The organism is Arthrobacter ramosus (genome assembly GCF_039535095.1).
Lineage (GTDB): Bacteria > Actinomycetota > Actinomycetes > Actinomycetales > Micrococcaceae > Arthrobacter > Arthrobacter ramosus.
In genome coordinates this window covers 1,742,834-1,766,502 of sequence record NZ_BAAAWN010000001.1, presented here as the reverse complement: position 1 = coordinate 1,766,502, position 23,669 = coordinate 1,742,834, and the positions used below count along the sequence as shown (strand labels likewise).

The window sequence follows — 23,669 nt, the reverse complement described above, 5'->3', positions numbered from 1 at the left end:
TGCGGCGGAAATGTTAGTGACCCAGCCCTGGGTGCTTGGCCGGGTGCTGGCGGTGCGGATCCGAGTGCTCGTCAACGGCGTCGTGACGGTTGCCAAGGTTCGTGTAGGAGACTGCCACAAACATCAGGACCAGGAGGATGGAGAAGATGGTGATGCCGAAGACGAAAGGAGGAGCCCACAACGGCGCCGGCGCCTCGCTCTCGCCCCCTTGAGTGAGAATTGAAATGGCGATCTGCTGAAACTGCATTTTCTCCCCTAGCGGTTCAAAGGATTTCGACGGCGGATCCTCCCACCGTTCAGGACTTCTGTTCTATGTTACAGCGTCGCTAGCCGCGGACCTGGCCTTCACCCTGGACAATCCACTTGGTGGTGGTCAACTCCGTGAGGCCCATCGGACCGCGTGCGTGCAGCTTCTGGGTAGAGATTCCTACCTCGGCACCGAGGCCGAGCTCGCCTCCGTCGGTGAAACGCGTGGAAGCGTTCACAATGACCGCCGCAGAGTCGATGTCCGCAATGAACTTCTCGGCGTTCGCCAGATTGTTCGTCAGGATGGCCTCCGTGTGGCCCGTCGACCATTTACGGATGTGCGCAACTGCCTCGTCGAGGTTGTCCACCATGGCAACGGCGAGGTCAAGGTCCATGTATTCCGTGGCCCAATCGACGTCGTCGGCAGGGACTGTGTCCACGGAACCGGACAGCGCCGCTTGAATCCGGGAGTCGACATGCAGGGTGACCCCGGCGGAGCGCAAGGCGGTGGCGACAGCGGGCAGCACGGTGGATTTCGAGTGCACCAGGAGAGTCTCCACAGTGTTGCAAACGCTGGGACGCTGGGTCTTGGCGTTCAGCAGGATATCGACGGCCATCTCTTCGCTGGCGGACTCGTCGATGAAGATATGCACATTTCCTTCGCCGGTCTCAATGACGGGCACGGAAGAGTTGTTCACCACAGTCTGAATCAGCTCGCGTCCACCACGGGGAATCAGCACGTCCACCCGGCCGCGGGCACGCATCAGGACGTTCGCGCCCTCGCGGCCGAATTGGTCCACGCTCTGGACGGCATCGGCGGGAAGGCCAACGGATTCCAACGCATCGCGGAGGATGGTCACCAGGGCTGCGTTGGTGTGGGCAGCAGCCGATCCGCCGCGCAGGATCACCGCATTTCCGCTCTTCAAGGCGAGCCCGGCGATGTCGACCGTGACGTTGGGGCGGGCCTCATAGATAGCCGCGACTACTCCCATGGGCACATTGACCTGGCGCAAGCGCAGTCCGTTGGGGAGGGTCTGGCCTCGGACGACATTGCCCACGGGATCGGGCAGGCCCGCCAGGTTCACAAGGGCCGCGACAAGGCCGTCGATGCGGGCGGAAGTCAGGGTGAGACGGTCCAGCATGGCTGCGGAGGTTCCGTTGTTGCGGCCGGACTCAACATCCTTGGCGTTGGCAGCGAGAATGGACCCCTGCTGTTCCCGGAGGGCTGCGCCGATAGCGTGAAGGGCGCGGTCCTTCCAGGCACGGTTCGCCTGGGCCATGTGCCGGGCGGCCTGCCGTGAGCGGTCCGCAATCGAATGCACGGCCGCCTCTACTTGCTCGGGGGTGAGCGGCGCGTTTCCCGTCTCCGGAGTTTCCGGTACCTGGGCGGCATTGCCGGAAGCCAGGGCGTCAGTCATCACGGGAGAATCAGGGGTAAGGGCCTCAGTCATTCTCCAAGTTTAGTGGAGCGGGCCTGCTGGACCAGTACGAGGTCGTCAACATGAACAACTACGCGGTCATATCCGCGGCCAAGGTCCTTCGCGAGCTCCTTGGTTGAACGGCCAAGCATGCGGGGAAGCTCTTCCGCCGAGTAGTTCACCAGTCCCCTGGCAATCACTGTGCCCTCGGCGGAAACCATCTCCACGGGGTCGCCCGGCTCGAAGTCTCCCTGCACCGACGATATTCCGGCGGGCAACAGCGAGGTGTGGCGGTCGCGCACGGCCTTGACGGCGCCGTCGTCGAGCACCAAACGGCCCCGAACCGAAGCGAGGTGGGCCAGCCACAGCAGCCGGACGGGTTTGCGGTTGCCGTTGATGGCGAACCACGTTCCCACGTCCTCGCCTGCCAGCGCGGCGGCGGCATTGGCCGTGGACGTCACAAGGGCGTGGATACCGGAGCCTGCGGCGATGGACGCCGCCTCCACCTTGGTGGTCATGCCGCCGGTTCCGACGCCGGCCTTGCCGGCCTTGCCGATAGTCACCCCGACGAGGTCATCGGGACCGGTGACGAGCGGAATGCGCTTGGCACCCAACGACGGCGGTCCGTCGTACAGGGCGTCGACGTCGGAAAGCAGGACCAGCGCATCCGCCCGCACAAGGTGCGCCACCAAAGCGGCCAGACGATCGTTGTCACCGAAGCGGATTTCGTGCGTTGCAACGGTGTCGTTTTCGTTCACGACGGGCACGACGCCGAGGTTCAGCAAACGGTCCAGCGCCCGGTATGCGTTGCTGTGCTGCGTGCGCCGCATCAAGTCATCCGCAGTCAACAGGACTTGGCTGACCGTGACCCCGTGCGCAGCAAAAGCCTGCGAATAGCGCGCCATCAAAAGCCCTTGACCCACACTGGCCGCAGCCTGCTGCGTGGCGAGGTCTTTGGGACGCTTGGCGAGGCCGAGCGGTGCCAGGCCCGCCGCGATGGCACCGGAAGAGACCAGGATGATCTCCGTCCCGGAATTGCGCTTCTCGGCCAGGGCGTGGACGAGTGCCGTCAGCGCTTTCTCCGAGATGCCGCCTTTGATGCTGGTCAGCGAGGACGAACCTACCTTGACGACGATCCGCTTGGCGCCGGCCAGTGCCTGGCGTTCGGCGGCGTCGTCGCCTTCAGTGACGTCAGCGATTCGGGCCGTGCTAGTCGTCATTTTCGGCTTCCAGGCCGCTTTCCTTCAGGGGCTTGGGTAGACGACGACCGCTGACGGACTCAGTCCAGATGCCCGCCTTGCGCTCGGCTTCAAGCTCGGCCCGCGCTGCAGCCTTTGCCTCGCGGCGCTCGAGCTGCTCATCGCGCTTCTGCGAACGCGTGGGGCGGTCGCCGATGTCGGCAACACGGATGTCCGTGCCTCGAGGCGTCGCCAGGAGTTCGGCGCCCGCCATCATGGTGGGCTCCCAGTCGAACACGACGCCGTCCTCTTCGCCGATCACGACGGTGTCGCCCGGAATGGCACCCATCTTGAACAGCTCGTTTTCGATGCCGAGCTTCGCCAGGCGATCCGCGAGGTAGCCGATGGCTTCTTCGTTGGTGAAGTCGGTCTGCTTGACCCAGCGGACCGGCTTCTCCCCCAGCACGCGGAAGAGCGGCTCAAGGTTCTTTTCCTCGCGGCGGATCTTGAAGCCGGACTCATTGACCGCACGAGGGCGGAGGACGGGCGCTGCGACCTTGGGAGGCGCAGTAGCAACGGCCTTGCGGGCGGCCATGACGATCTCGCCCATGGCGAAGCTCAGTTGGCGCAGGCCTTCATGGCTCGTGGCGGAGACTTCGAAGACGTGGTAGCCGCGCTGTTCCAGTTCGGGACGGACGAACTCGGCCATGTCCCGACCATCAGGCAGGTCCACCTTGTTCAGGACCACAAGCTTGGGGCGTTCGTTCAGGGGGACCACTTCGCCGTCAACACCGGCGTAGCTCATGTCCACCGCGTACTTGTCCAGCTCTTGCTCGATGATCGCAAGATCCGAGAGCGGATCCCTGTCCGCTTCCAAGGTTCCGCAGTCCAGCACGTGCACCAGCGCGGCACAACGCTCCACGTGGCGCAGGAAGTTGTGGCCGAGGCCCTTGCCCTCGCTCGCGCCCTCGATCAGCCCGGGAACGTCTGCAATGGTGAACCGGACCTCACCGGCCTGGACCACGCCAAGGTTGGGGATCAGGGTAGTGAACGGGTAGTCGGCGATCTTGGGCCGCGCCGCTGACATCGCCGCGACAAGGCTGGACTTGCCTGCGGAGGGGAAGCCAACCAGCGCGATGTCCGCGATGGACTTCAATTCCAGGACGATGTCGCTGGAGTCGCCTTCAGTACCGAGGAGGGCGAAACCGGGAGCCCTGCGCTTCTGCGAAGACAACGAAGAGTTACCAAGGCCGCCCACGCCGCCTGCAGCGGCGATGAACTCGGTGCCTTCACCTACCAGGTCAGCAAGGACAACGCCGTCCTTGGTCTTGACGACAGTGCCGTCCGGGACGGGAAGCACCAGGGTTTCACCGTTCTTGCCGCCGCGCCAGTCGCCCATGCCGGGACCACCGTTGGTTGCGTGGCGGTGCGGTGCGTGGTGGTAATCAAGCAAAGTGGTGGTCTGGGCATCAACGCGAAGGATCACGTCGCCGCCATTACCGCCATTGCCGCCGTCGGGTCCGCCGAGGGGCTTGAACTTCTCGCGCTTAACAGAGACACAGCCGTGGCCGCCTGTTCCGCCGGATACGTGAAGTACTACCCGGTCTACGAAGGTCGCCACGTGTTTCTCCTCTATGTGGAAATTACTGCTTGAAGTGCGTGTTGCGGGCTGATGCGCCGCCGCCCGCCCTAGTAAATTCTAGTGCGGTTAAAAAGACAGATGGAGCGGGCCATACGGCCCGCTCCACCCGTTCAGAACGTGTTATTACTCTGCAGCTGCAGCAGCAACGATGTTCACTACGCGACGGCCGCGGCGAGTACCGAACTCAACCGCACCTGCCTGCAGGGCGAACAGGGTGTCGTCGCCACCGCGGCCGACACCGGCGCCCGGGTGGAAGTGGGTGCCGCGCTGGCGGACGATGATCTCGCCCGCGGAAACGACCTGGCCACCGAAGCGCTTTACGCCGAGGTACTGGGCGTTGGAGTCACGACCGTTGCGAGTGGAGCTCGCGCCTTTTTTATGTGCCATTTGAAATGCCTGCCTTTAAAATTCTGGGGAATCTGTTGAAAACCTGAACAGCAACCAGTGGTTACTTGATACCGGTGATCTTGATCTTGGTCAGTTCTTGACGGTGACCCTGGCGCTTCTTGTAGCCGGTCTTGTTCTTGAACTTCTGGATGACGATCTTCGGACCACGGAGGTCTTCGAGGATCTCAGCCGTAACCTTGACCTTGGCCAGATCCGCAGCAGCGGAGGTGACCTTGTCACCGTCCACCAGGAGCAGTGCGGGCAGCTCAAGGGTGCTGCCGGCTCCACCGGGGACGCGGTTCAGGGTTACGTAGTCTCCAACGGAAACCTTTTCTTGGCGGCCGCCTGCGCGGACAATCGCGTACACCACTTGGGCACTCACTTCTCTCGACGTTTATTACTAAATTTGCGTGCGGAACCCCGATCCGAAAACGGGCCTGGTTCACGCTGTGCCTCAACGCCGTGGACTCCGGTACGGAATCCATGAGTCATCCCTCGAATAGTTCCAAATGAAAGGTCAGTTCCAAATGAACAGTTTCTGGGGGCATAACCCAAGTGTTGGCGTAAGCACCGAAGATCTAGATTACGCTAGTTTCGCCTTCGGCTGCAAATGAGGCCAGGTCCGGGGGCTGCCACGTGATGACTGCCACAGACTGGCTATGCGCCACCCGGTACCGTGCCCGTCCACCTTACCCTGCCGGCCGGGAAAAGCTCGGATCCTCAGTCCGACACGCTGCAGCGCCCGCCGGAACAGGCGCTTCATCCTGTCCTTCCCCGGCAGGAACCGGGTTCAGCCGTGCAACCTTGGAGCATCGAAGAACGCCGTTTCGTAACGGCAGGATTGGGCAAACGCCTCCATCATGGCGGCACGCTCCGCAGGTGATGCGGCCTGCGCGGCGGCGTCCGTGATGTCGATCGCCTTGCGGGTGGCCTCGGCGAACGCCTCGTCTGCGTATGTACGCAGCCAGTCCGCATAAGGGTGCTCGTCCGACGCTCCCGCCTGTAGATAGCCATGGTGGAGCTGCTGTCCCACCTCGGCGTACAACCAGTAGCAAGGCAGCACGGCAGCCAGCAGGACGGCATAGCTGCCCGACGCCGACGCCGCAAGCAAGTGGTCCACGTAGGCCTTGGTGACCGGGCCCAGCTCTCCGCTTACCTGGCGTCCGCTGAGCCAATTCCGATGCAGCTCGGACTCGACTTCAAGGCACATCTGCGAGCCGCGGGCCCAGAACAGCTGTTCGGTTTCGTTTGGGGCGAGGGCGCTTGCCCGCGCCAGGACCCGGGAATAGCCGTTGAGATAGATGGCATCCTGCGACAGGTAATAGCTGAACTGCGCCTCGCTGAGCCCACCGGACTGCAAGTGCTGGATGAAGTCCAAGCCATAAATGGCCGCAAGTTCCGTTTGGGCGGCGTCCCACATCCGGACGGCAAAGTCGCCCGGTTGAAGGGCGTGCCGGAGCGCGTGGAAATGATGGATCGGCCCGTTGCCCTTCCCCACTTCCAGCACCTCGGACTGGATCAGCGCCTCCTGAAGCCAAGGCTTGACCACACGCAAGGCGGACTCCCAATCGCCGAGCCGCGCCTTGGCCGTCGCCATCGCCGACGACAGGGAGCATCCCGTGCCATGGCTGTTGCGGGTCTCCACCCGTCGCCCGGCGAATTCCACCACGTCCTGGCTCAGGACTCCCCCGGTGTTGACCAGGGCGTCGGGGCAGCCCGCTCCCTGAAGATGGCCACCCTTCACCAGGACGGTGTTCCCACAGGCGGCAGCCAGGCGTTTGCCTTGCTCCAACGCCGATGCCCAGTCAGTGGCTTCAGGTTCGCCAAGCAGCATGGCCAATTCAGGAAGGTTGGGGGTCACCAAGTCAGCGAGGGGCAGAAGCTCCCGCAGGGCAGTTTCAGCGGACTCCGCCAGGAGCCGGTCGCCGCTGGTGGCGATCATCACCGGATCCAGCACGACGACGGCGGGACGCGCCTCGCCGAGCCAGCGGCGGACTTCGTGGATGACCGCCGCGTCCCCGAGCATGCCGATCTTGACGGCATCAACCGTGATGTCGTCGCTAATGGCGTCCAACTGCTGGCGCAGGAACTCCACGGGAGGCACGTGGACGGCAGTGACTCCCTGGGTGTTCTGCACGGTGAGCGCCGTGATGACGGCCATGCCATAGCCGCCGTTGGCCGCGATGCTCTTCAGGTCTGCCTGGATCCCGGCACCACCCGAAGGATCCGAGCCGGCAATGCTGAGGACCCTCGGGATAGGTCGCCGGACGGCCTTGAGCGGGTAGACGGCTGATTGCGCCGAAACTGTCATGCGAGACATCCCTTCGCCGGTGCTAACCGGACAGGTTCAACGGGTCTGGTCTCAGCCGGCTTGGTGCGCGGCACCCCGTGTCAGTCCCCTAGCTTAACCCGGATCACACCTCGCCCGCTGAAATCCCCCTTTGCAACCGCACTGTGGGGAGGTCCGGTGGATTGGCCGGCAACGCCGAAGCCCCGGCGGTTTCCACAGGAGCGAAAACGGCCGGGGCTTCGGACAGGGTACTGCGCTTAGAGTTCGGACTTGGGCACGCCGACTCCGAGGATGATCGGTTCCGCTGCCGCCGTCGCCTTCGCGGGACCCGCGTCCGTCGCCTTGGCCTCGTGCGCGGCCCCACCGGAGGCAGCCGCGGCAACCTCGTGGTGCTCCACGTTGGTGGCGTTGGCGGAACCCTGGGCCCGGCTGGCACTACGGTTGCGGCGGCCTCGGCGTCCACGCGAACCCGATTCCCCGCTTGCAACGCCCGCGGGGGCCCCTGCGGGCGCTTCTTTGGCTTCTGTTGCCGTCGCCGCGGTCTCCGGAGCTTCTCCAAGGCCCGCGAATGCCTGTGCCAACAGATCCAGGCTCATGGCAGGTGCACCACTCGCCGGCTCCTCTTCGTGGTGTACGAAGGGCAACGCAACTTCCTCGCCGCCGAATCGCAGCACAGGCTTCGAACGTTCCTCGCTACTCGAAGCAGCGGCGGGAGCCTGGACCGGGGCCGCGGGGGCCTGGACCGGGGTGGCTTCCGCTACGTGCCGGTCGGCGAGCAATTCCGCCGCGTGGTGGAGCTCGTCGTCGTGCAGGTGGGCAGCGTGGGCTGCAGCCGCGATGGTGGCAAGGGCTGCGCGGGTGGCCGCCTGGCGATTCGGATCAGTGGATTCCACTGTATGGACCGGCACAGGAGGGGTGATCGGGAGCTCGGCCGTCCCCTGCCCTGTCCCCCTGCCGCGCCGACGCTTGCGCTGCTCCGGGCGGACGGCCGGCTGCGATTCCGTCCGCGGGTGGTGGTGTTCAGCGGCCACCACGTTGGCCCGACGGTGCTCCACAGGCTCGTCGTGCGTGACGATTCCACGACCGGCGCACGTTTCGCACTGCTCGCCGAAGACCTCAAGCAGGCCGGTGCCCATGCGCTTGCGGGTCATCTGCACCAATCCAAGCGACGTCACTTCGGCGACCTGGTGCTTGGTGCGGTCCCGGCCGAGGCACTCGACCATGCGGCGCAACACGAGATCGCGGTTGGATTCCAGGACCATGTCGATGAAGTCGATGACGATGATTCCGCCGATATCGCGCAAGCGAAGCTGGCGCACCACTTCCTCGGCAGCCTCAAGGTTGTTCTTGGTGACGGTTTCCTCAAGGTTGCCACCGCTGCCGGTGAACTTCCCGGTGTTGACGTCAACAACCGTCATGGCCTCGGTGCGGTCGATCACGAGCGAACCACCGGAGGGCAGGAAGACCTTGCGCTCCAATGCCTTGTGGATCTGTTCGTCCACGCGCCATGCCGAGAAGATGTCCTGATCCGAGGTCCACTTTTCGAGGCGTCCCACCAGATCGGGCGCCACATAGGTGACGTAGGCCTCGATGGTGTCCCAGGCTTCATCGCCGGAGACGATGAGCTTGGAGAAGTCCTCGTTGAAGACGTCGCGGACAACCTTGATGGTGAGGTCCGGTTCGCCATACAGCACTTCCGGGGCCAGGACCTTGGTGGACGTGGACTGGCTTTCGATGCCTTCCCACTGGGCCCGCAGGCGGTTGATATCGTGCGTCAGCTCTTCCTCGGAAGCACCCTCGGCTGCGGTGCGGACAATGACGCCCGCGTTCTCCGGGAGGCGATCCTTGAGGATCTTCTTCAGACGGTTGCGCTCGACGTCGGGCAGCTTGCGGGAAATACCGGTCATTGAACCGCCGGGCACGTACACAAGGTAGCGGCCGGGAAGCGAAATCTGGCTCGTCAGGCGTGCGCCCTTGTGGCCCACGGGGTCCTTGGTGACCTGGACCAGCACGGAATCGCCTGATTTCAGGGCGTTTTCGATCCGGCGCGGTTTGCCTTCCAGGGTGACGGCATCCCAGTTGACTTCACCGGCGTACAGCACGGCGTTGCGGCCGCGTCCGATGTCCACGAACGCAGCTTCCATCGACGGCAGAACGTTCTGGACCTTGCCCAGGTAGACGTTGCCGATCAGGGAATCCTGCTGTGTCTTCGACACGAAGTGCTCCGCGAGCACGCCGTCTTCCAAGACGCCGATCTGGATCCTGTCGTCGCGCTGGCGAACGATCATCTGGCGGTCGACGGACTCACGGCGGGCCAGGAATTCGGCCTCGGTGATGACCTGGCGGCGGCGGCCGGTCTCGCGGGACTCGCGGCGGCGCTGCTTCTTGGCTTCAAGGCGGGTGGAGCCCTTGACGCTCGTCACGCGGTCGGAGCCGGTGGTGGACTCAACGTGTGCGCGGGGAGCGCGGACACGGGTGACGGTGTTGGGGGGATCGTCGTCTCCGCCGCCCGTCAGCTCCAAGTCCTGATCGCCACGACGGCGACGCCGACGACGGCGGGAAGTCACGCCTTCTTCGAGGACTTCCTCAGTACCGGCTTCTGCCTCGTCCTCGGACTCCGCGGACGTTTCTTCTCCCGCGGCTTCATCACGCTCGTTGCCCCGGCGTCCACGACGCCCACGGCTGCGACGCCGACGGCGGCTGCCGGCTTCGTCCAGTTCGTTGTCCTCGGAAACTTCTTCAGCGTCAGCCTGCGTTTCTTCTTCGACGACGGCCGGCCTGGAAACTGCGCTCAAGTCCGGTGCCTGGAAGATCATGGAGGTGACGGACCCAGGTTCCAGGAACAGCGAAGCGATCGGGCTTGCAGCTTCCGCCTCGACGGCCGGCTCCCCGGTGGTTTCCTCGGGCGCAATCTCCGTAGCCTGCGGCTCCGCAGTGGTTTCCTCGGCCGCAACCTCAGCAGCCGGTGTTTCAACCGGGGCTTCTTCAGCGACGGGCTCGGCGCTCTTTGCCCTCGTCGTACGACGGCGGCGGACCGGCTTTTCGGGGGCAGCTTCGGCCCCTGCCGCTATTTCAGCCCCGACGACGGGAACCTCCGGCGCCTCGCCACCTTCCGTGGAAGCTTCTGCAGCGAAACCTGGCAGCGGCTCGGAAGTTTCGACCTTCTTTCGAGCCCTGGTGCGCCGGACAGGAGCCTTGGGCGCTTCGATGTCCGTCGCTTCGGCGAGGGGCTCAGCGGCGGCTGCGGCAGCTCCGGCGTCGGGGGCTTCATCCGCGGCGACCGTCTTCGGTGCCGCCTTGCGGCGGGTGCGGGTAACCTTTTTGGGTGCTTCGGTGGTCTCGGTGGACGCCGCATCTTCGGCGGCGGCTACAACTTGCTCGTTATCCATATGTGGCAACACTCCTGCCCTTGCGCAACCGCCACATCCGGTGCCCAGAGGGGCAATATTGTCAAAACCCGCAGGCGTTGACAGAAGTCAGTAGTAGTCTTTCCGGTTCGCACCAGCATGGGGGTGCGGCATCCACGGAAAGCCGGCTTCGCTCCAAACCCGTTGTTCTAATGCCACAACCAGGTGCCGTCCATTGTCACTGCGGCCCTACCGGGGATCATTGGATCCTGGGCATGCCCTGCATATGACTGGCGGTCTTGGGAACAAGATACCGGACCGGATTCCGCATGTGGATCGGCTTCCGGCCATGTTCATTCTCTCACACGCCCGCACTCCCGGCAGGAAGCACGCCCTGAAAGCTTCCGTGCCGCCGCCCTGGCTGGACGCGTCCTCCAGCCGTCGCGGCTAGAATCCTCCCAAGAGCAGTCCCCGGTCCTGCGCCGGGCCATCCAGAAAAGGACAGCCAACCATGCCGAGCCCAGCCAGCCCGAACCTGGCCAATAACGATGCCCGCTCCCTCCGGCAGGAGAAAACCGGGAGGAACGCCGCCGACGCAGCCATGCCCCGCATGGTCCGCGACCGCCCGTTTGCGTGGCTCTTGCTCGCCACCGGCGCCATAGCGTGGCTGGCATCAGGGGCGCTCGTGCTGGAAAAGTTGCAGGTCCTCATCGACCCCAACCACATAACGGCCTGCGACCTCAATCCGTGGGTGTCCTGCGGCAGCGTCATGAAGACACCGCAGAGTTCGGTTTTCGGTTTCCCCAACATGTTCATCGGCATTGTTGCCTTCGCCGTGATCATCACCACCGCCATGGCGATCTTTGCCGGGGCCAAGTTCGCCCGCTGGTACTGGATCGGACTGCAGACGGGCGTCACACTGGGGTTCATCTTCATCGTCTGGCTGTGGTCCCAGGCACTGTATGTCATTCACATCCTTTGCCCGTTCTGCATGGTGGTGTGGGCATGCATGATCCCGCTCTTCGTCTTCGTGACTATCAGGAACGTGACGCACGGGGTCATTCCAGCCCCCGCAGGCCTGGCCAGGATCCTCAGCGAATCCGGTTGGATCATTTCCGCACTGCTCTACGTTGCCGTGATCGCGAGCATTTTCTTCGCCTTCATCAATGTCTTCATCGGCACGTCCGGTTACTGAGCACTTATCCCTTAACTGAGGCATTAACAGCAGAAGGGGCCCTTGTTCACCTGGACAAGGGCCCCTTCCGCTTTCGCCTTGGCGGGATACTACGCGCCGAACCAGATCTTGATCTCGCGCTCGGCGGAATCCACCGAATCGGAACCGTGGACCAGGTTCTGCTGCACAGCCAGGCCCCAGTCGCGGCCGAAGTCGCCGCGGATGGTGCCGGGCGCCGCCGTCGTCGGGTCCGTGGTTCCCGCAAGGCAACGGAAGCCTTCGATCACGCGGTGACCCTCGAAGATGGCGGCGACAACCGGGCCGCTGAGCATGAACTCAACCAGCGGCTCGTAGAACGGCTTGCCCAGGTGCTCTTCGTAGTGCTGCTCCAGCAACTCCCGGGTGGCGTTGACCTTCTTCAATTCGACCAAAGAGTATCCCTTGGACTCGATGCGGGCGAGGATGCTGCCGCTCAAGTTGCGGGCGACGCCGTCGGGCTTGATCAGTACAAGGGTGCGCTCAATGCTCACAGTTGCTCCAATGTTGAGTGTGTGGGTTTCCCAGCCAGTTTACGGGGTTTCGCTCAGGCGGACTGCCCGGCAGAGTCTTCCCCGTGCGAAGCGTTCCACTCGGCTTGCTCACGATCGCGCTGGGCGTTCTCGCGGTCGATCCTCATGCCGGCACGGATGCCGTACCACCAGCAGGCCGCGAAGAGGACCCCCACCACGAACATCGTGGGCTCAACGAAGCCGGAAAGAATCAAAACCAGCTGCAATACCCAGCCGACACCGATGCCCCACGGTTTGCTGAGCACGGCACAAGCCAGGATCAGCACAAGGCTCAGGGTGATTCCGAAAGTCAGGATCAGAGCCGGCTGCACCTCTCCACGCTTCAGTCCGAAGACAGCCAAGGTGGCGAAGAACGCCACGAAGGCCTCCAGAAGCAGAACGGTCGAAGCGAACATCACCTTGGTGGAGCGGCGCTTCTTGGGCATCCCGGGCCGCCATTCGCGCTGGGCTTTGGTGAGTTTGGCCATGCTCAGGAACCAACCTTCCCTAGGAGCATGCGGGCTTCGGCCACCACGGTGATGGAACCCGTGACGAGTACCCCGCCGGCCAGGTCATCGTTGGCTTCGGCGCGCTCCACAGCCCACTCGATCGCGTCGTCCAGTTTCTCGGCGATGTGGACGTTGTCGGCACCGAAGCCAAGGTCGACGGCGAGATCGGCCAGTTGCGCGGCCGGGATGGCCCGCGGCGAGCTCGACTGCGTGAAACAGAATTCCTCTGCCAGTCCGCCCAGGGATTCCTTGAGCTGCCGCAGGATTTCTTCCGCGTCCTTTTCCTTCAGGACACCGAGGACCACCACCAGCTTGCTGAAGCTGAAGGCCTCTTCGATTGCCTCGGCTGAGACGCGGATGCCATCAGGGTTGTGTGCCGCATCCACGATGATCGTGGGAGCGGTGCGCACCACCTCAAGACGGCCGGGCGACGTGACGTTGCCGAAAGCCTCGCGCAGAAGGTCGCCGTCGAGCTCTTTTTCGCCTCCACCGAAGAAGGCCTCCAGGGCAGCGACGGCGACTGCCGCGTTCTCGGCCTGGTGGGCGCCATGCAAGGGCAGCAGCAGGTCCTCATAGCGGCCCGCGAGCCCCTGGATGGTCAGCACCTGGCCTCCGACGGCCACGCTGCGGGACTCGACGCCGAATTCGACACCTTCGAAACGGAACGGCACCCCAACCTCGCGAGCCTTCTCCAGGAGCACCTGGGCGGCGTCCACGGGCTGGGCCGCGCTGACCAGGAAGCCGCCAGGCTTGATGATTCCAGCCTTCTCACGGGCGATATCCTCGGTGGTGTCGCCGAGGAGATCCGTGTGGTCGAGCGAAATCGGCGTCACCACGGAAACCTGCCCGTCGCCTACATTCGTGGCATCGGTGATGCCGCCCAGCCCCACTTCAATCACGGCGACGTTGACGGGTTGGTCCGCGAAGATCGCGAAGCCCAGGATGGTGAGGCACTCGAAGTACGTGAGCCTGGGCTGGCCATCGGCTTCGAGTTCCTTGTCCACGATCTTGAGGTACGGACGGATCTCGTCCCAGATCCGGACAAAGGTCTCATCCGACACCGGCTCGCCGTCGATGCTGATGCGCTCGGTGACCTTCGACAGGTGCGGACTCGTGTAGCGGCCAGTGCTCAAGCCGTGGGCGCGAAGCCCCGCTTCGATCATGCGGGCGGTGGAGGTCTTGCCATTGGTGCCCGTGATGTGGATGATCGGGAACGCCTTGTTGGGCTCCCCCAGCACATCCATCGCCCGGTAGAGGGGCGCCAGCCGCGGCTCCATTTTGTTTTCCGGGGCGCGGCCCAGGAGTTCGGCGTAGACGCTTTCTACGGAGAATTCGTCGCTCATGTACTAGGCCTCGATCTTGGTAACGGTGATCTGCGGCTCGGCGGCGTCGCCGGAGACGACGGGGTCGAGCTGGAGGGACAGGGTTTCGGTCTTGACCAAGTCTTCATTGGCGCGCAAGGCATCAACAACGTCGTGGACGGCCAGGACCGTGGTGTGGATGCGGTCGCTCACGTTGAGTCCTGCGTCCTTGCGTGCTTGCTGGATGGCACGGACCATGTCGCGCGCCAGGCCCTCGGCAGCCAGTTCCGGAGTGACTTCGGTGTTGAGGACCACGAAGCCACCGCCCGGAAGGACAGCGACGGCCGCGGACGAACCGTCAGCAGATTCCGCGACGACGGTCTCAAGCGTGTACTCCTGCGGTTCCAGCTCGAGTCCACCCGCCGTGACCACTCCACCATCGGAAACAGACCAGTCGCCGGACTTGGAACCCTTGATGACCTGCTGGACATTCTTGCCCAGTCGCGGACCTGCCGCGCGGGCATTGACCACGAGTTTCTGCTCGATGCCGAATTCCTCCGGCGACGCCGTAGCGGCATCCAGGAGCCGGACGGAACGCAGGTTCAGTTCATCCGCGACGACGGCGGCGAAGCCTTCCAGCGCATCCGCACCGGGTGCCACGACCGTGAGCTCCTGCAGCGGCAGGCGAACGCGAAGGTTGGCGGCCTTGCGCAGGCTGGAGCCGGTGGAGCAGATCTGCTGGACCCGGTCCATGGCTTCTACAAGTTCCGGGTTTGCCGGGAACAGCGAGGCCTCGGGCCAGTCAGCCAAGTGCACGGAGCGCCCGCCGGTCAGGCCTCGCCAGATCTCCTCGGATACGAGGGGCAGCAGCGACGCAGAGACACGGCAGACGGCTTCGAGGGCCGTGTGGAGCGCATCGAAGGCGTCGGTGTTCTCGTCGAAGAAGCGCTGACGGCTGCGGCGGACGTACCAATTGGTGAGCATGTCCAGGTAGCTGCGCAGTTCATCGCAGGCTCCGGAAATGTCGTATTCGTCCAGGCTGGAGGTGATGTTGCGGACGAGGTCGCCGGTGTTTGCCAGCAAGTACTGGTCCAGAGTGTCCGTGTAGCCGTCGTAGCGCAGTTTGGCGTCATAGCCGGCGCCGCCATTGCTGGCGTTCGTGTACAGCGTGAAGAAGCTGTAGACGTTCCAGAGCGGCAGGATGACCTGGCGGACGCCGTCGCGGATTCCTTGTTCGGTGACCACGAGGTTGCCGCCGCGGAGGATGGGGCTGGACATCAGGAACCACCGCATGGCGTCGGAGCCGTCGCGGTCCAGGACCTCGGAGACGTCCGGGTAGTTGCGCAGGCTCTTGGACATCTTCTGCCCGTCAGAGCCAAGGACGATGCCATGGCTGATCACGTTGCGGAAAGCCGGCCGGTCGAAGAGTGCCGTGGACAGGATGTGCAGCATGTAGAACCAGCCGCGGGTTTGCCCGATGTATTCGACGATGAAGTCTGCAGGGTTGTGGGTGTCGAACCATTCCTCGTTCTGGAACGGATAGTGCACCTGGCCGTAGGGCATGGAGCCCGAGTCGAACCAGACGTCCAGGACGTCCTCGACTCGGCGCATGGTGGACTGGCCCTCTTCAGGAGAGCGCGGGTCGTCCGGGTTGGGCCGGGTGAGTTCGTCGATGAACGGGCGGTGCAGGTCAACCTGGCCGTCGTTGTTCATCGGAAGGCGGCCAAAATCGGCCTCCATCTCGGCGAGCGAGCCGTAAACGTCCGTGCGCGGGCACTCGGGGTCATCGGACTGCCACACCGGGATGGGCGAGCCCCAGTAACGGTTGCGGCTGATGGACCAATCGCGGGCGTTGGCCAGCCACTTGCCGAACTGTCCGTCCTTGACGTTGCCCGGGATCCAGTTGATCTCCTGGTTCAGTTCGGACATCCGGTCCTTGAACTTGGTGACCTCCACGTACCAGGAAGACACGGCACGGTAGATCAAGGGGTTGCGGCAGCGCCAGCAGTGCGGGTAGCTGTGCTCGTAGCTGGCCTGGCGAACCAGGCGACCGCCGGAACGCAGTGCCTGCGTGATCGGCTTGTTGGCGTCGAACACCTGCAATCCGGAGATTTCGGCAAGGGGTCCGTGCGCGAACAAGTGGAGGAATTTGGCGCCTTCGTCGACGGAAAGCACCACGGGGATGCCCGCGTCCTCACAGACTTTCTGGTCGTCCTCGCCGTAGGCCGGAGCCTGGTGGACGATGCCCGTGCCGTCGGTGGTGGTGACGTAGTCCGCCACGAGGAAACGCCAGCCGTTCTGTGTGCCGTACTTCTCGGTGTCGGAGAAGTAGTCCCACAGCGGCTCGTACTCCAGGCCGGCCAACTCGGTGCCCGTGAAGGTGGCGGTGACAGCGGCGGTGGCGGCAGCGCCGTCGTCGTACCCTAGGTCCTTGGCGTAGGTGCCGAGGAGATCGGCTGCCAGCAGGAAGCTGCCCGTCACCGGAGCCTCCGCGGAGGCGGCCTTGATACCGTGGGGACCGGCCGGAACCACCGCGTAGGAGATGTCAGGCCCGACGGCGAGCGCCAGGTTGGTGGGCAGTGTCCAGGGGGTCGTGGTCCACGCGAGCGCCTGCACACCCTCAAGGGACTTGGAGAGTTCCGACTCCCCTGCCTTGATGGGGAAGGTCACCGTGACGGTCTGGTCCTGGCGGTTCTTGTAGACATCGTCATCCATGCGCAGCTCATGGTTGGACAGCGGCGTCTCGTCCTTCCAGCAGTACGGCAGGACGCGGTACCCGTTGTAGGTGAGGCCCTTCTCGTGGAGCTGCTTGAAGGCCCAAAGGACAGACTCCATGTACTCGACGTTGAGGGTCTTGTAGTCGTTGTCGAAGTCCACCCAGCGTGCCTGGCGCGTGACGTAGCTCTTCCATTCGTCTGCGTACTTCATGACGGAGGCACGGCAGGCGTCGTTGAACTTGTCGATGCCCATCGCTTCGATCTGGGTCTTGTCCGTCATGCCCAGTTGCTTCATGGCTTCGAGTTCGGCGGGCAGGCCGTGGGTATCCCAGCCGAAGCGCCGTTCGACGCGCTTGCCGCGCTGGGTCTGGTAACGGCCTACCAGGTCCTTGGCGTAGCCGGTCAGGAGGTGGCCGTAGTGGGGCAGCCCGTTGGCGAAGGGAGGACCGTCGTAGAAGACGAACTCGTTGCTGCCGTCGTGGCCCGGATCGCGCTGGTCGATGCTGGCTTGGAAGGTGCCGTCTTCATCCCAGTACTTGAGGATGCGCTCTTCGATCTCCGGGAACTTCACGGAGGCGGACACTCCCGTGGAAGCGCCGGACGGAGCTGTGCCTGAAAGTGCCGCGGAGGCCTTGGGGTAATACGTCATCTCTTCATCCTGGGTTGAGCCGGTGAACACAAAGTTTCATTCAGGATGCGAGGACGGCGCCAGGCCGTTGTTTCCAACAGCGCCGGTACCGCGGTACCACCTCACTTACCGTCGCGCGTCCTGCTCCTCGTGAAGAGGAGCTGTTCCGGCGTCGGCCGCTCATTGCTGCTGTGACGGGCTTACCCGTCCGGTTCTACTGACTCCCGTGGTGGCGGGGGGCGTTCTTCCGGAAGCTCACCGGTGATGTCCGGGTCAAAGCTTGTGCCACAAGTCTAACGGCAGCGGCGCCGCGAGCTCCACTTGAGGGCATGGGGCGCGCGACGCCGGGACCTTAGCCCTTGCGGATCAACTTGTGGGTAGCGGCCTGCGCCACCGGGCGGACGATGATCTCGTCCAGGTTGATGTGGTGCGGCACTGAGACGGCGTACTTGACGACGTCGGCGACGTCCTCCGGCGTGAGCGGCTTCTCGACGCCGGCGTACACCTTGGCTGCAGCAGTGGCATCGCCGAGGCGGTTGAGCGCGAATTCCTCCGTGTGGACGAGGCCGGGCGCCACCTCGATGACGCGGATGTTGTTCTCGGCTTCCTCCAGGCGCAGGGCGCCGGTCATGGCGTGCTGGGCAAACTTGGCCGCGTTGTAACCGCCGCCGCCCTCGTAGGCCGTGAATCCCGCGGTCGACGTCAGGTTCAAAACTGTGCCTTCGCCGTTGGCCCGGAGCATCGGGAGGAAGGCCCGGGTCAGCTTCAGGGTACCGAGCACGTTGACTTGGTACATCCAGTCCCAGTCTTCGGTCTGCGCGTTGGCCAGGGTGTCTGCGCCCCGTGCGCCGCCGGCAATGTTGATGAGCGTGTCCGCTCCCCCTGCCTCGGTGACGGCCGAGAGCAAGGCCGCGACGTCGTCGTCGTTGGTAATGTCCGCGGCGAACGGCACTGCGCCGCTCTCGGCGCCGAGTGTCTCGAGCCGCTCCGCACGGCGGGCGACAGCGAATACCTTCCATCCATCGGCGGTGAGGGCCCGCACTGTGGCTTCGCCGATTCCCGTGCTGGCGCCGGTCACTACTGCGGTCTTCTGGGACACCGTGGATGACGTTTCAGGAGCAATCATGTCACCAGCCTATCGCCGCCCCCTCCCCCTCCCAGTTGTCCCACTCATTGTTTCCCCTGTGCTGGACGTCAACACCTCGCGCACCAACTCTCTCTGCCTTCACTAAGGCTGGGACAGATGGCGCGGATTTCATCGCCGAGAGTGCCTCGGACACAATGCGCAACACAGAATTCGGATCTTGGAGAATCCACCTCGCCGGAATACGCACCACTGGGATGCCCTGCATGATCAAGGAATTCCAACGCCTGCGGTCGTTCTCGAAATCCTGTGGCCCCGAGTGGAACTTCCGACCATCGACTTCGTAGACAAGTCCTCCATTGACGACACCATCCACTCTTCCCACTCCGGCGATCTGCACCTGCGTGCTCACCTGGAATCCTGCGTCTTCCAGGGCAAGACGAGCCAAGGTTTCCGGCATAGACTGTGAATCGGCGCGGATCCTGCCGATCAGGAGCCGGATCCGCCAGTCGCGGGAACCGGAGAAGTGCGACTCGAGGTCCCGCAGCATGACCCGTCCGCCCGCTACGGCCCCTTCTGCGACTACAAGTGCCTGCCACGCCGGAGCGCACCTGAAGGCCTGGCACACAGCGTCGAATTCTGAAACCACAAGCTGCCTGGCTGAACGTTTGCCCCGATGGACCACGCAGCCGGGAATCTCCTTGGCGCTGTCCCTGACAACGTGGGGCACGGCGGCCGGTTTCCAGACCCACAGGCCCCGGGCCGATGCCGCAGGAAGGCACGCCAAGGACACATTCTGCCCGGCTGCTTTGACAATGTCGGGTCTGGCCGACGGAAGCGCGTAGGTACCTCGCGCAGTCTTCATCAAGAGCCCGTGGTCGACAAGCTCCCGGATTTGGAACCTGTCCAGGCCTATCCGCCGTAAATGGCTGAAACGGCATACACCCCAATTGCGCTGCAGCATGCGCTGTATCTCGTCCATGGCTCAACCGTGCTTCGTGCCGACAAAGCAATTCCAGCCTTCAATTGCCGTATGTGGACATCGCGCAGACCGCGTTCCTCCCCCAGCTGTCCCATCGCCGGTGACGGGTGTGGGCCCCGTCAATGCCATGCGCCCCATACTCCTCCCGGGACGCAAACAATGGGACAGCTGGGAGAAGGAGCAGCGGCGGCCCGCATGCTACGGCACGTCCGCGTGCCACGGAACAAAGGGTGCCATGAAACAATTGGCCCATGGCTGAATCAACGCAGGGTACAGACACGCCCGCCACCGCCCCCATCAACGTTCCCGACAAGCCGGCCCTTGAAGGCCTTGAGGCTGCCCTGACGCAGCGCTGGCTTGATGAAGGAACCTACAAGTTCAACCCGGACACCACTCGGGAGCAGGTCTACTCGATCGACACTCCCCCGCCCACCGCATCCGGTTCGCTCCACGTGGGCCACATGTTCTCGTTCACACAGACGGATGTCCAGGCCCGCTACATGCGCATGACCGGAAAGAACGTCTTCTACCCGATGGGCTGGGACGACAACGGGCTGCCCACCGAGCGCCGCGTCCAGAACTACTACGGCGTCCGCTGCGATCCCGCCATTCCTTACAACGCCGACTACCGGCCGCCGGCACAGCCGGCGAAGAACCAGCGCGACTTCGACGTCGTCTCGCGCCAGAACTTCATCGAACTCTGCGAGGAACTCGCCGTCGAGGACGAGAAGGTCTTCGAAAACCTGTTCCAGACCCTCGGCCTGTCCGTTGACTGGGACCTGACGTACCGCACGATCGACGACACCTCGCGCGCGGTGTCCCAGCGCGCCTTCCTCGCCAACCTGAACGCCGGGGACGCCTACATGGCCGAGGCCCCCACCTTGTGGGACGTGACGTTCCGTACCGCCGTCGCGCAAGCCGAGTTGGAGGACCGCGAGGTTGCCGGCGCGTACTACCGCTACCCCTTCTTCACCGCTGACGGCGAGAAGATCTACATCGAGACAACGCGTCCGGAACTGCTCGCCGCGTGCGCGGCGCTGGTGGCGAACCCCGACGACGAGCGCTACCAGCCGCTGTTCGGCAAGACCGTCACGTCCCCCCTGTTCGACGTCGAACTCGAAGTCAAAGCCCACCCGCTCGCCAAGGCGGACAAGGGCTCCGGCATCGCGATGGTCTGTACCTTCGGCGACCTCACTGACGTCACCTGGTGGCGCGAGCTGCAGTTGCCCACCCGTGCCATCATGGGCCGCGACGGCCGCATCATTTCAGAGACACCTGAGTGGATCACCACCGACGCCGGCAAGGAAGCCTACGCGGCAATCGCCGGCAAGACGGCGTTCTCTGCCAAGGAGGCAGTGGTCGAGCTTCTCATTGCCGCCGATCTGCTGGATGGCGAGCCCAAGAAGATCACGCACCCCGTGAACTTCTTCGAGAAGGGCGACAAGCCCCTTGAAGTTGTTACGTCGCGTCAGTGGTACATCCGCAATGGCGGTCGGGACGAGGACCGCCGCGAACGGTTGATCGCGCGCGGACACGAGATCGAGTTCCACCCGTCCTTCATGCGCTCCCGCTACGAGAACTGGATCTCCGGGCTGAACGGCGACTGGCTCGTTTCACGCCAGCGCTTCTTCGGCGTGCCGATCCCCGTCTGGTATCCGCTGGATGCCCAGGGCAATCCGGACTACGCAAACCCCATCCTTCCGTCTGACGAGTCCTTGCCCGTAGACCCAGCGGCAGACGCGGCCCCCGGCTTCGACGAGTCCCAGCGCGAGCAGCCCAACGGCTTCATCGGAGACGCCGACGTCCTGGATACCTGGGCCACGTCTTCGCTGACCCCGCAGATCGTGGGCGGCTGGAGCCGTGACGAGGAATTGTTCGGCAAGGTCTACCCCTTCGACCTCCGCCCGCAGGGACACGACATCATCCGCACCTGGCTCTTCTCCTCGGCTGTGCGGGCCGATGCGTTGCAGAACAGCGCGCCGTGGAAGCACGCCGCCATCTCGGGCTGGATCCTGGACCCGGACCGCAAGAAGATGTCCAAGTCCAAGGGCAATGTGGTTGTTCCCACCGACGTCCTGAACGAGTTCGGTTCCGACGCCGTCCGTTACTGGGCCGCGTCGGCCAAGCTCGGTGCGGACACCGCCTACGAGATCGCCCAGATGAAGATCGGCCGCCGCCTGGCCATCAAGCTTCTCAACGCCTCCAAGTTCGTGTTGAACCTGGGCGCTACCGAGAACTCGGTGGTCGGCGCGGATCTGTCCGTCCTGACCAACCCCGGGGTTGGTCTCCCCCACGCGGAAAAGACGCCCGCGTGGGGACCCCTGACCAACCCCTTAGACCGGGCATTATTGGCCCAGCTGGCCGACGTCGTGGCGCAGTCCACCAAGGCGTTCGACAACTACGACTACGCGCGCGCCCTGCAGATCACGGAATCGTTCTTCTGGCAGTTCACGGACGACTACGTGGAACTCATCAAGGACCGCGCCTACGGTGCGGCCGGCGAGACCGAGCAGGCATCCGTGCTTGCTGCCCTTGCCACCACGCTGGATTCGCTGTTGCGCCTGTTCGCGCCCTTCCTGCCCTTCGCCACCGAAGAGGTCTGGAGCTGGTGGCGCACGGGTTCGGTTCACCGCGCGGCATGGCCGGTAGCCGTGGAAATCGTCGACGGCGACACCACCATGCTGGGCACCGTCGGCGTCGCGCTAAGCGGCATCCGCAAGGCCAAGTCCGAGGCCAAGGTCAAGCAGCGCACCGAGGTCCTCTCCGCCACGATCACCGCTACCGAGTCGTTTGTTGCACAGCTGGAAGCCGGGCTGGGAGACCTGAAGGCCGCGGCCAACGCACAGGAGATTTCACTGGTAGCCGGCGAAGGCGAACTCACGGTGAGCGACGTGGTCCTGGCACCTGCCGAGGAGCCCGCTCAAGCGTAGTTTAGGAGAGCCCGGGAGTTCCGGGGCCGCCCGGGAGTTTCCGGGCAAAGGGGAAGCCCCATCAGCGTTTAGCCGTTGGTGGGGCTTCGACTTTCGGCTGCCTGATGACGTCTTGACAGTCTGGCGGAATCCTCGGACTTTCAGGTCTTCCTACCTCGTCACTGGTAGCTTGCATCCAACTTTGCCGAAGGCTGCGTCAGATGCATATCACTGAATCTCTGGTTTCCGTGTCCCTCTTCTTTCGAAGTGGGTAAGTTCTATTCTTGACCCGCTCCCCGGCCAGCACAACCCCTCTCCAGGAACTACTGGCATGTAATTCGGGCACCTCGTGGCGGGGTTCTGGGGTTGGGTGCTTTGTGGCACAGTGTTGCTATGCCAGAACTTCCCGAAGTGGCCGGGCTGACTGCCTTCCTGGGCAGGAATCTTCTCGGTGCTGAACTGACGAAGATCCAGATCACGTCTTTTGCCGTGCTGAAGACAGCCGATCCTCCTTACTCAGCCTTGGAGGGTCGCAAAATCGTCGGCGTGGAACGCTTCGGAAAGTTCGTCAGTCTCGACGCCGAGGGCATCCATTTCGTCTTCCACCTCGCCAAGGCCGGGTGGCTCCGCTACACGGAGCAACCATCGCAGGCCCAGCTGCGGATGGGCGGCAGCAATATTGCCGCGAGGCTCGGCTTCACCAAGAGCGACGGGGCAACCCACGTCGGCGTGGACCTGACGGAGGCCGGAACGAAGAAGAGCCTGGCCGTATATGTGGTGCGCAGCCCCTTGGACGTTCCCGGGATCGCGGCACTCGGTCCGGACCCGCTGAGCCCCGCGTTCACGGAAGAAACCCTGGCCGGAATCCTCTCCACAAGCGCGCACCAGATCAAGGGACTCCTTCGGAGCCAAAGTGTCATGGCGGGCATCGGCAACGCCTACAGTGACGAGATCCTTCACGCAGCCAGGATTTCACCGTTCGCGATCGCCAAGTCGCTGGACAAGGACACAACCCGTGTGCTCTATGAGTCGATCGAAAGTGTCCTGGGTACGGCTGTCGCCGCCGCCGTCGGGAAAGCCTCAAACGAACTCAAGGACACGAAGCGGAACACCATGCGGGTCCACGGCAGGGCGGGCCAGCCCTGCCCTGTGTGCGGGACCACCATCCGCGAGGTGTCCTTTGCCGACACTTCGTTGCAGTATTGCCCTGGCTGCCAGACAAACGGGAAGATCCTCGCGGACCGTAGAACGTCGCGCTTCCTGAAATAGCTGTGACTGCGGCACGAACGACCGCCGCGGCCCGGGCTAG

General features: G+C 63.9%; 17 protein-coding genes and 1 riboswitch. Of the genes, 3 read left to right on the top strand and 14 right to left on the bottom strand.

The features are described 5' to 3' along the window. Positions 1 to 13: 13 nt before the first annotated feature. From ABD742_RS08255 to ABD742_RS08220, 8 genes are all read right to left on the bottom strand, one after another. Positions 14 to 247: a hypothetical protein gene (locus ABD742_RS08255; protein ID WP_234749826.1), complete on the bottom strand. Its 234-nt coding sequence runs from the start codon at positions 245 to 247 to the stop codon at positions 14 to 16. A gap of 79 nt (positions 248 to 326) precedes the next feature. After that, complete coding sequence (locus ABD742_RS08250) at positions 327 to 1,697, bottom strand: glutamate-5-semialdehyde dehydrogenase (RefSeq protein ID WP_234749828.1); 1,371 nt, start codon at positions 1,695 to 1,697, stop codon at positions 327 to 329. Beyond that, the gene (gene proB, locus ABD742_RS08245) at positions 1,694 to 2,884 is read right to left on the bottom strand and encodes a glutamate 5-kinase (protein WP_234749832.1); all 1,191 of its coding nucleotides are present in this window, start codon (positions 2,882 to 2,884) and stop codon (positions 1,694 to 1,696) included. Before proB ends, ABD742_RS08250 begins: the two co-directional genes overlap by 4 nt. Next, complete coding sequence (gene obgE, locus ABD742_RS08240) at positions 2,874 to 4,463, bottom strand: GTPase ObgE (protein WP_234749834.1); 1,590 nt, start codon at positions 4,461 to 4,463, stop codon at positions 2,874 to 2,876. The genes proB and obgE overlap by 11 nt, the downstream gene beginning before the upstream one ends. Before the next feature lie 144 nt (positions 4,464 to 4,607). Beyond that, positions 4,608 to 4,871, bottom strand: a complete 264-nt coding sequence (gene rpmA, locus ABD742_RS08235) for a 50S ribosomal protein L27 (protein ID WP_003803426.1) — start codon at positions 4,869 to 4,871, stop codon at positions 4,608 to 4,610. Between the two features lie 61 nt (positions 4,872 to 4,932). Next, positions 4,933 to 5,241 (bottom strand): 50S ribosomal protein L21, encoded by a 309-nt coding sequence (gene rplU, locus ABD742_RS08230; protein WP_028267456.1) that lies wholly within the window; start codon positions 5,239 to 5,241, stop codon positions 4,933 to 4,935. A 420-nt stretch (positions 5,242 to 5,661) separates the two neighbouring features. Continuing rightward, entirely contained in the window at positions 5,662 to 7,182 is a 1,521-nt protein-coding gene (gene thiD, locus ABD742_RS08225; protein ID WP_234749836.1) for a bifunctional hydroxymethylpyrimidine kinase/phosphomethylpyrimidine kinase, read from the bottom strand. Continuing rightward, positions 7,174 to 7,270: riboswitch (TPP riboswitch) on the bottom strand. (Overlaps the previous gene by 9 nt.) A gap of 148 nt (positions 7,271 to 7,418) precedes the next feature. Then, positions 7,419 to 10,550 carry an Rne/Rng family ribonuclease gene (locus ABD742_RS08220; protein WP_234749838.1) on the bottom strand — a complete coding sequence of 1,044 codons (3,132 nt, stop codon included), beginning with the start codon at positions 10,548 to 10,550 and terminating at the stop codon, positions 7,419 to 7,421. Positions 10,551 to 11,019: 469 nt separating this feature from the next. On the opposite strand from ABD742_RS08220, the gene ABD742_RS08215 reads away from it, so the two are divergent. Further along, entirely contained in the window at positions 11,020 to 11,703 is a 684-nt protein-coding gene (locus ABD742_RS08215; RefSeq protein ID WP_234749840.1) for a vitamin K epoxide reductase family protein, read from the top strand. A gap of 89 nt (positions 11,704 to 11,792) precedes the next feature. On the opposite strand, the gene ndk is transcribed toward ABD742_RS08215, so the two are convergent. The 6 genes from ndk to ABD742_RS08185 form a co-directional block, all read right to left on the bottom strand. Beyond that, positions 11,793 to 12,212, bottom strand: coding sequence for a nucleoside-diphosphate kinase (gene ndk / locus ABD742_RS08210; protein ID WP_234749842.1), 420 nt, complete (start codon positions 12,210 to 12,212; stop codon positions 11,793 to 11,795). Positions 12,213 to 12,265: 53 nt separating this feature from the next. After that, entirely contained in the window at positions 12,266 to 12,718 is a 453-nt protein-coding gene (locus ABD742_RS08205; protein ID WP_234749844.1) for a DUF4233 domain-containing protein, read from the bottom strand. Between the two features lie 2 nt (positions 12,719 to 12,720). Continuing rightward, positions 12,721 to 14,082: a bifunctional folylpolyglutamate synthase/dihydrofolate synthase gene (locus ABD742_RS08200; protein ID WP_234749848.1), complete on the bottom strand. Its 1,362-nt coding sequence runs from the start codon at positions 14,080 to 14,082 to the stop codon at positions 12,721 to 12,723. A 3-nt stretch (positions 14,083 to 14,085) separates the two neighbouring features. After that, positions 14,086 to 17,406, bottom strand: coding sequence for an isoleucine--tRNA ligase (gene ileS / locus ABD742_RS08195; RefSeq protein WP_234749992.1), 3,321 nt, complete (start codon positions 17,404 to 17,406; stop codon positions 14,086 to 14,088). 331 nt (positions 17,407 to 17,737) lie between these two features. Further along, positions 17,738 to 18,511 (bottom strand): SDR family oxidoreductase, encoded by a 774-nt coding sequence (locus ABD742_RS08190; RefSeq protein ID WP_234749850.1) that lies wholly within the window; start codon positions 18,509 to 18,511, stop codon positions 17,738 to 17,740. 1 nt (position 18,512) lies between these two features. After that, positions 18,513 to 19,451: a type IV toxin-antitoxin system AbiEi family antitoxin domain-containing protein gene (locus ABD742_RS08185; RefSeq protein WP_234749853.1), complete on the bottom strand. Its 939-nt coding sequence runs from the start codon at positions 19,449 to 19,451 to the stop codon at positions 18,513 to 18,515. A 251-nt stretch (positions 19,452 to 19,702) separates the two neighbouring features. On the opposite strand from ABD742_RS08185, the gene valS reads away from it, so the two are divergent. Further along, the gene (gene valS, locus ABD742_RS08180; protein ID WP_234749855.1) at positions 19,703 to 22,381 is read left to right on the top strand and encodes a valine--tRNA ligase; all 2,679 of its coding nucleotides are present in this window, start codon (positions 19,703 to 19,705) and stop codon (positions 22,379 to 22,381) included. Between the two features lie 372 nt (positions 22,382 to 22,753). Then, complete coding sequence (locus ABD742_RS08175) at positions 22,754 to 23,629, top strand: Fpg/Nei family DNA glycosylase (RefSeq protein WP_234749858.1); 876 nt, start codon at positions 22,754 to 22,756, stop codon at positions 23,627 to 23,629. The last annotated feature ends 40 nt before the right edge of the window (positions 23,630 to 23,669 follow it).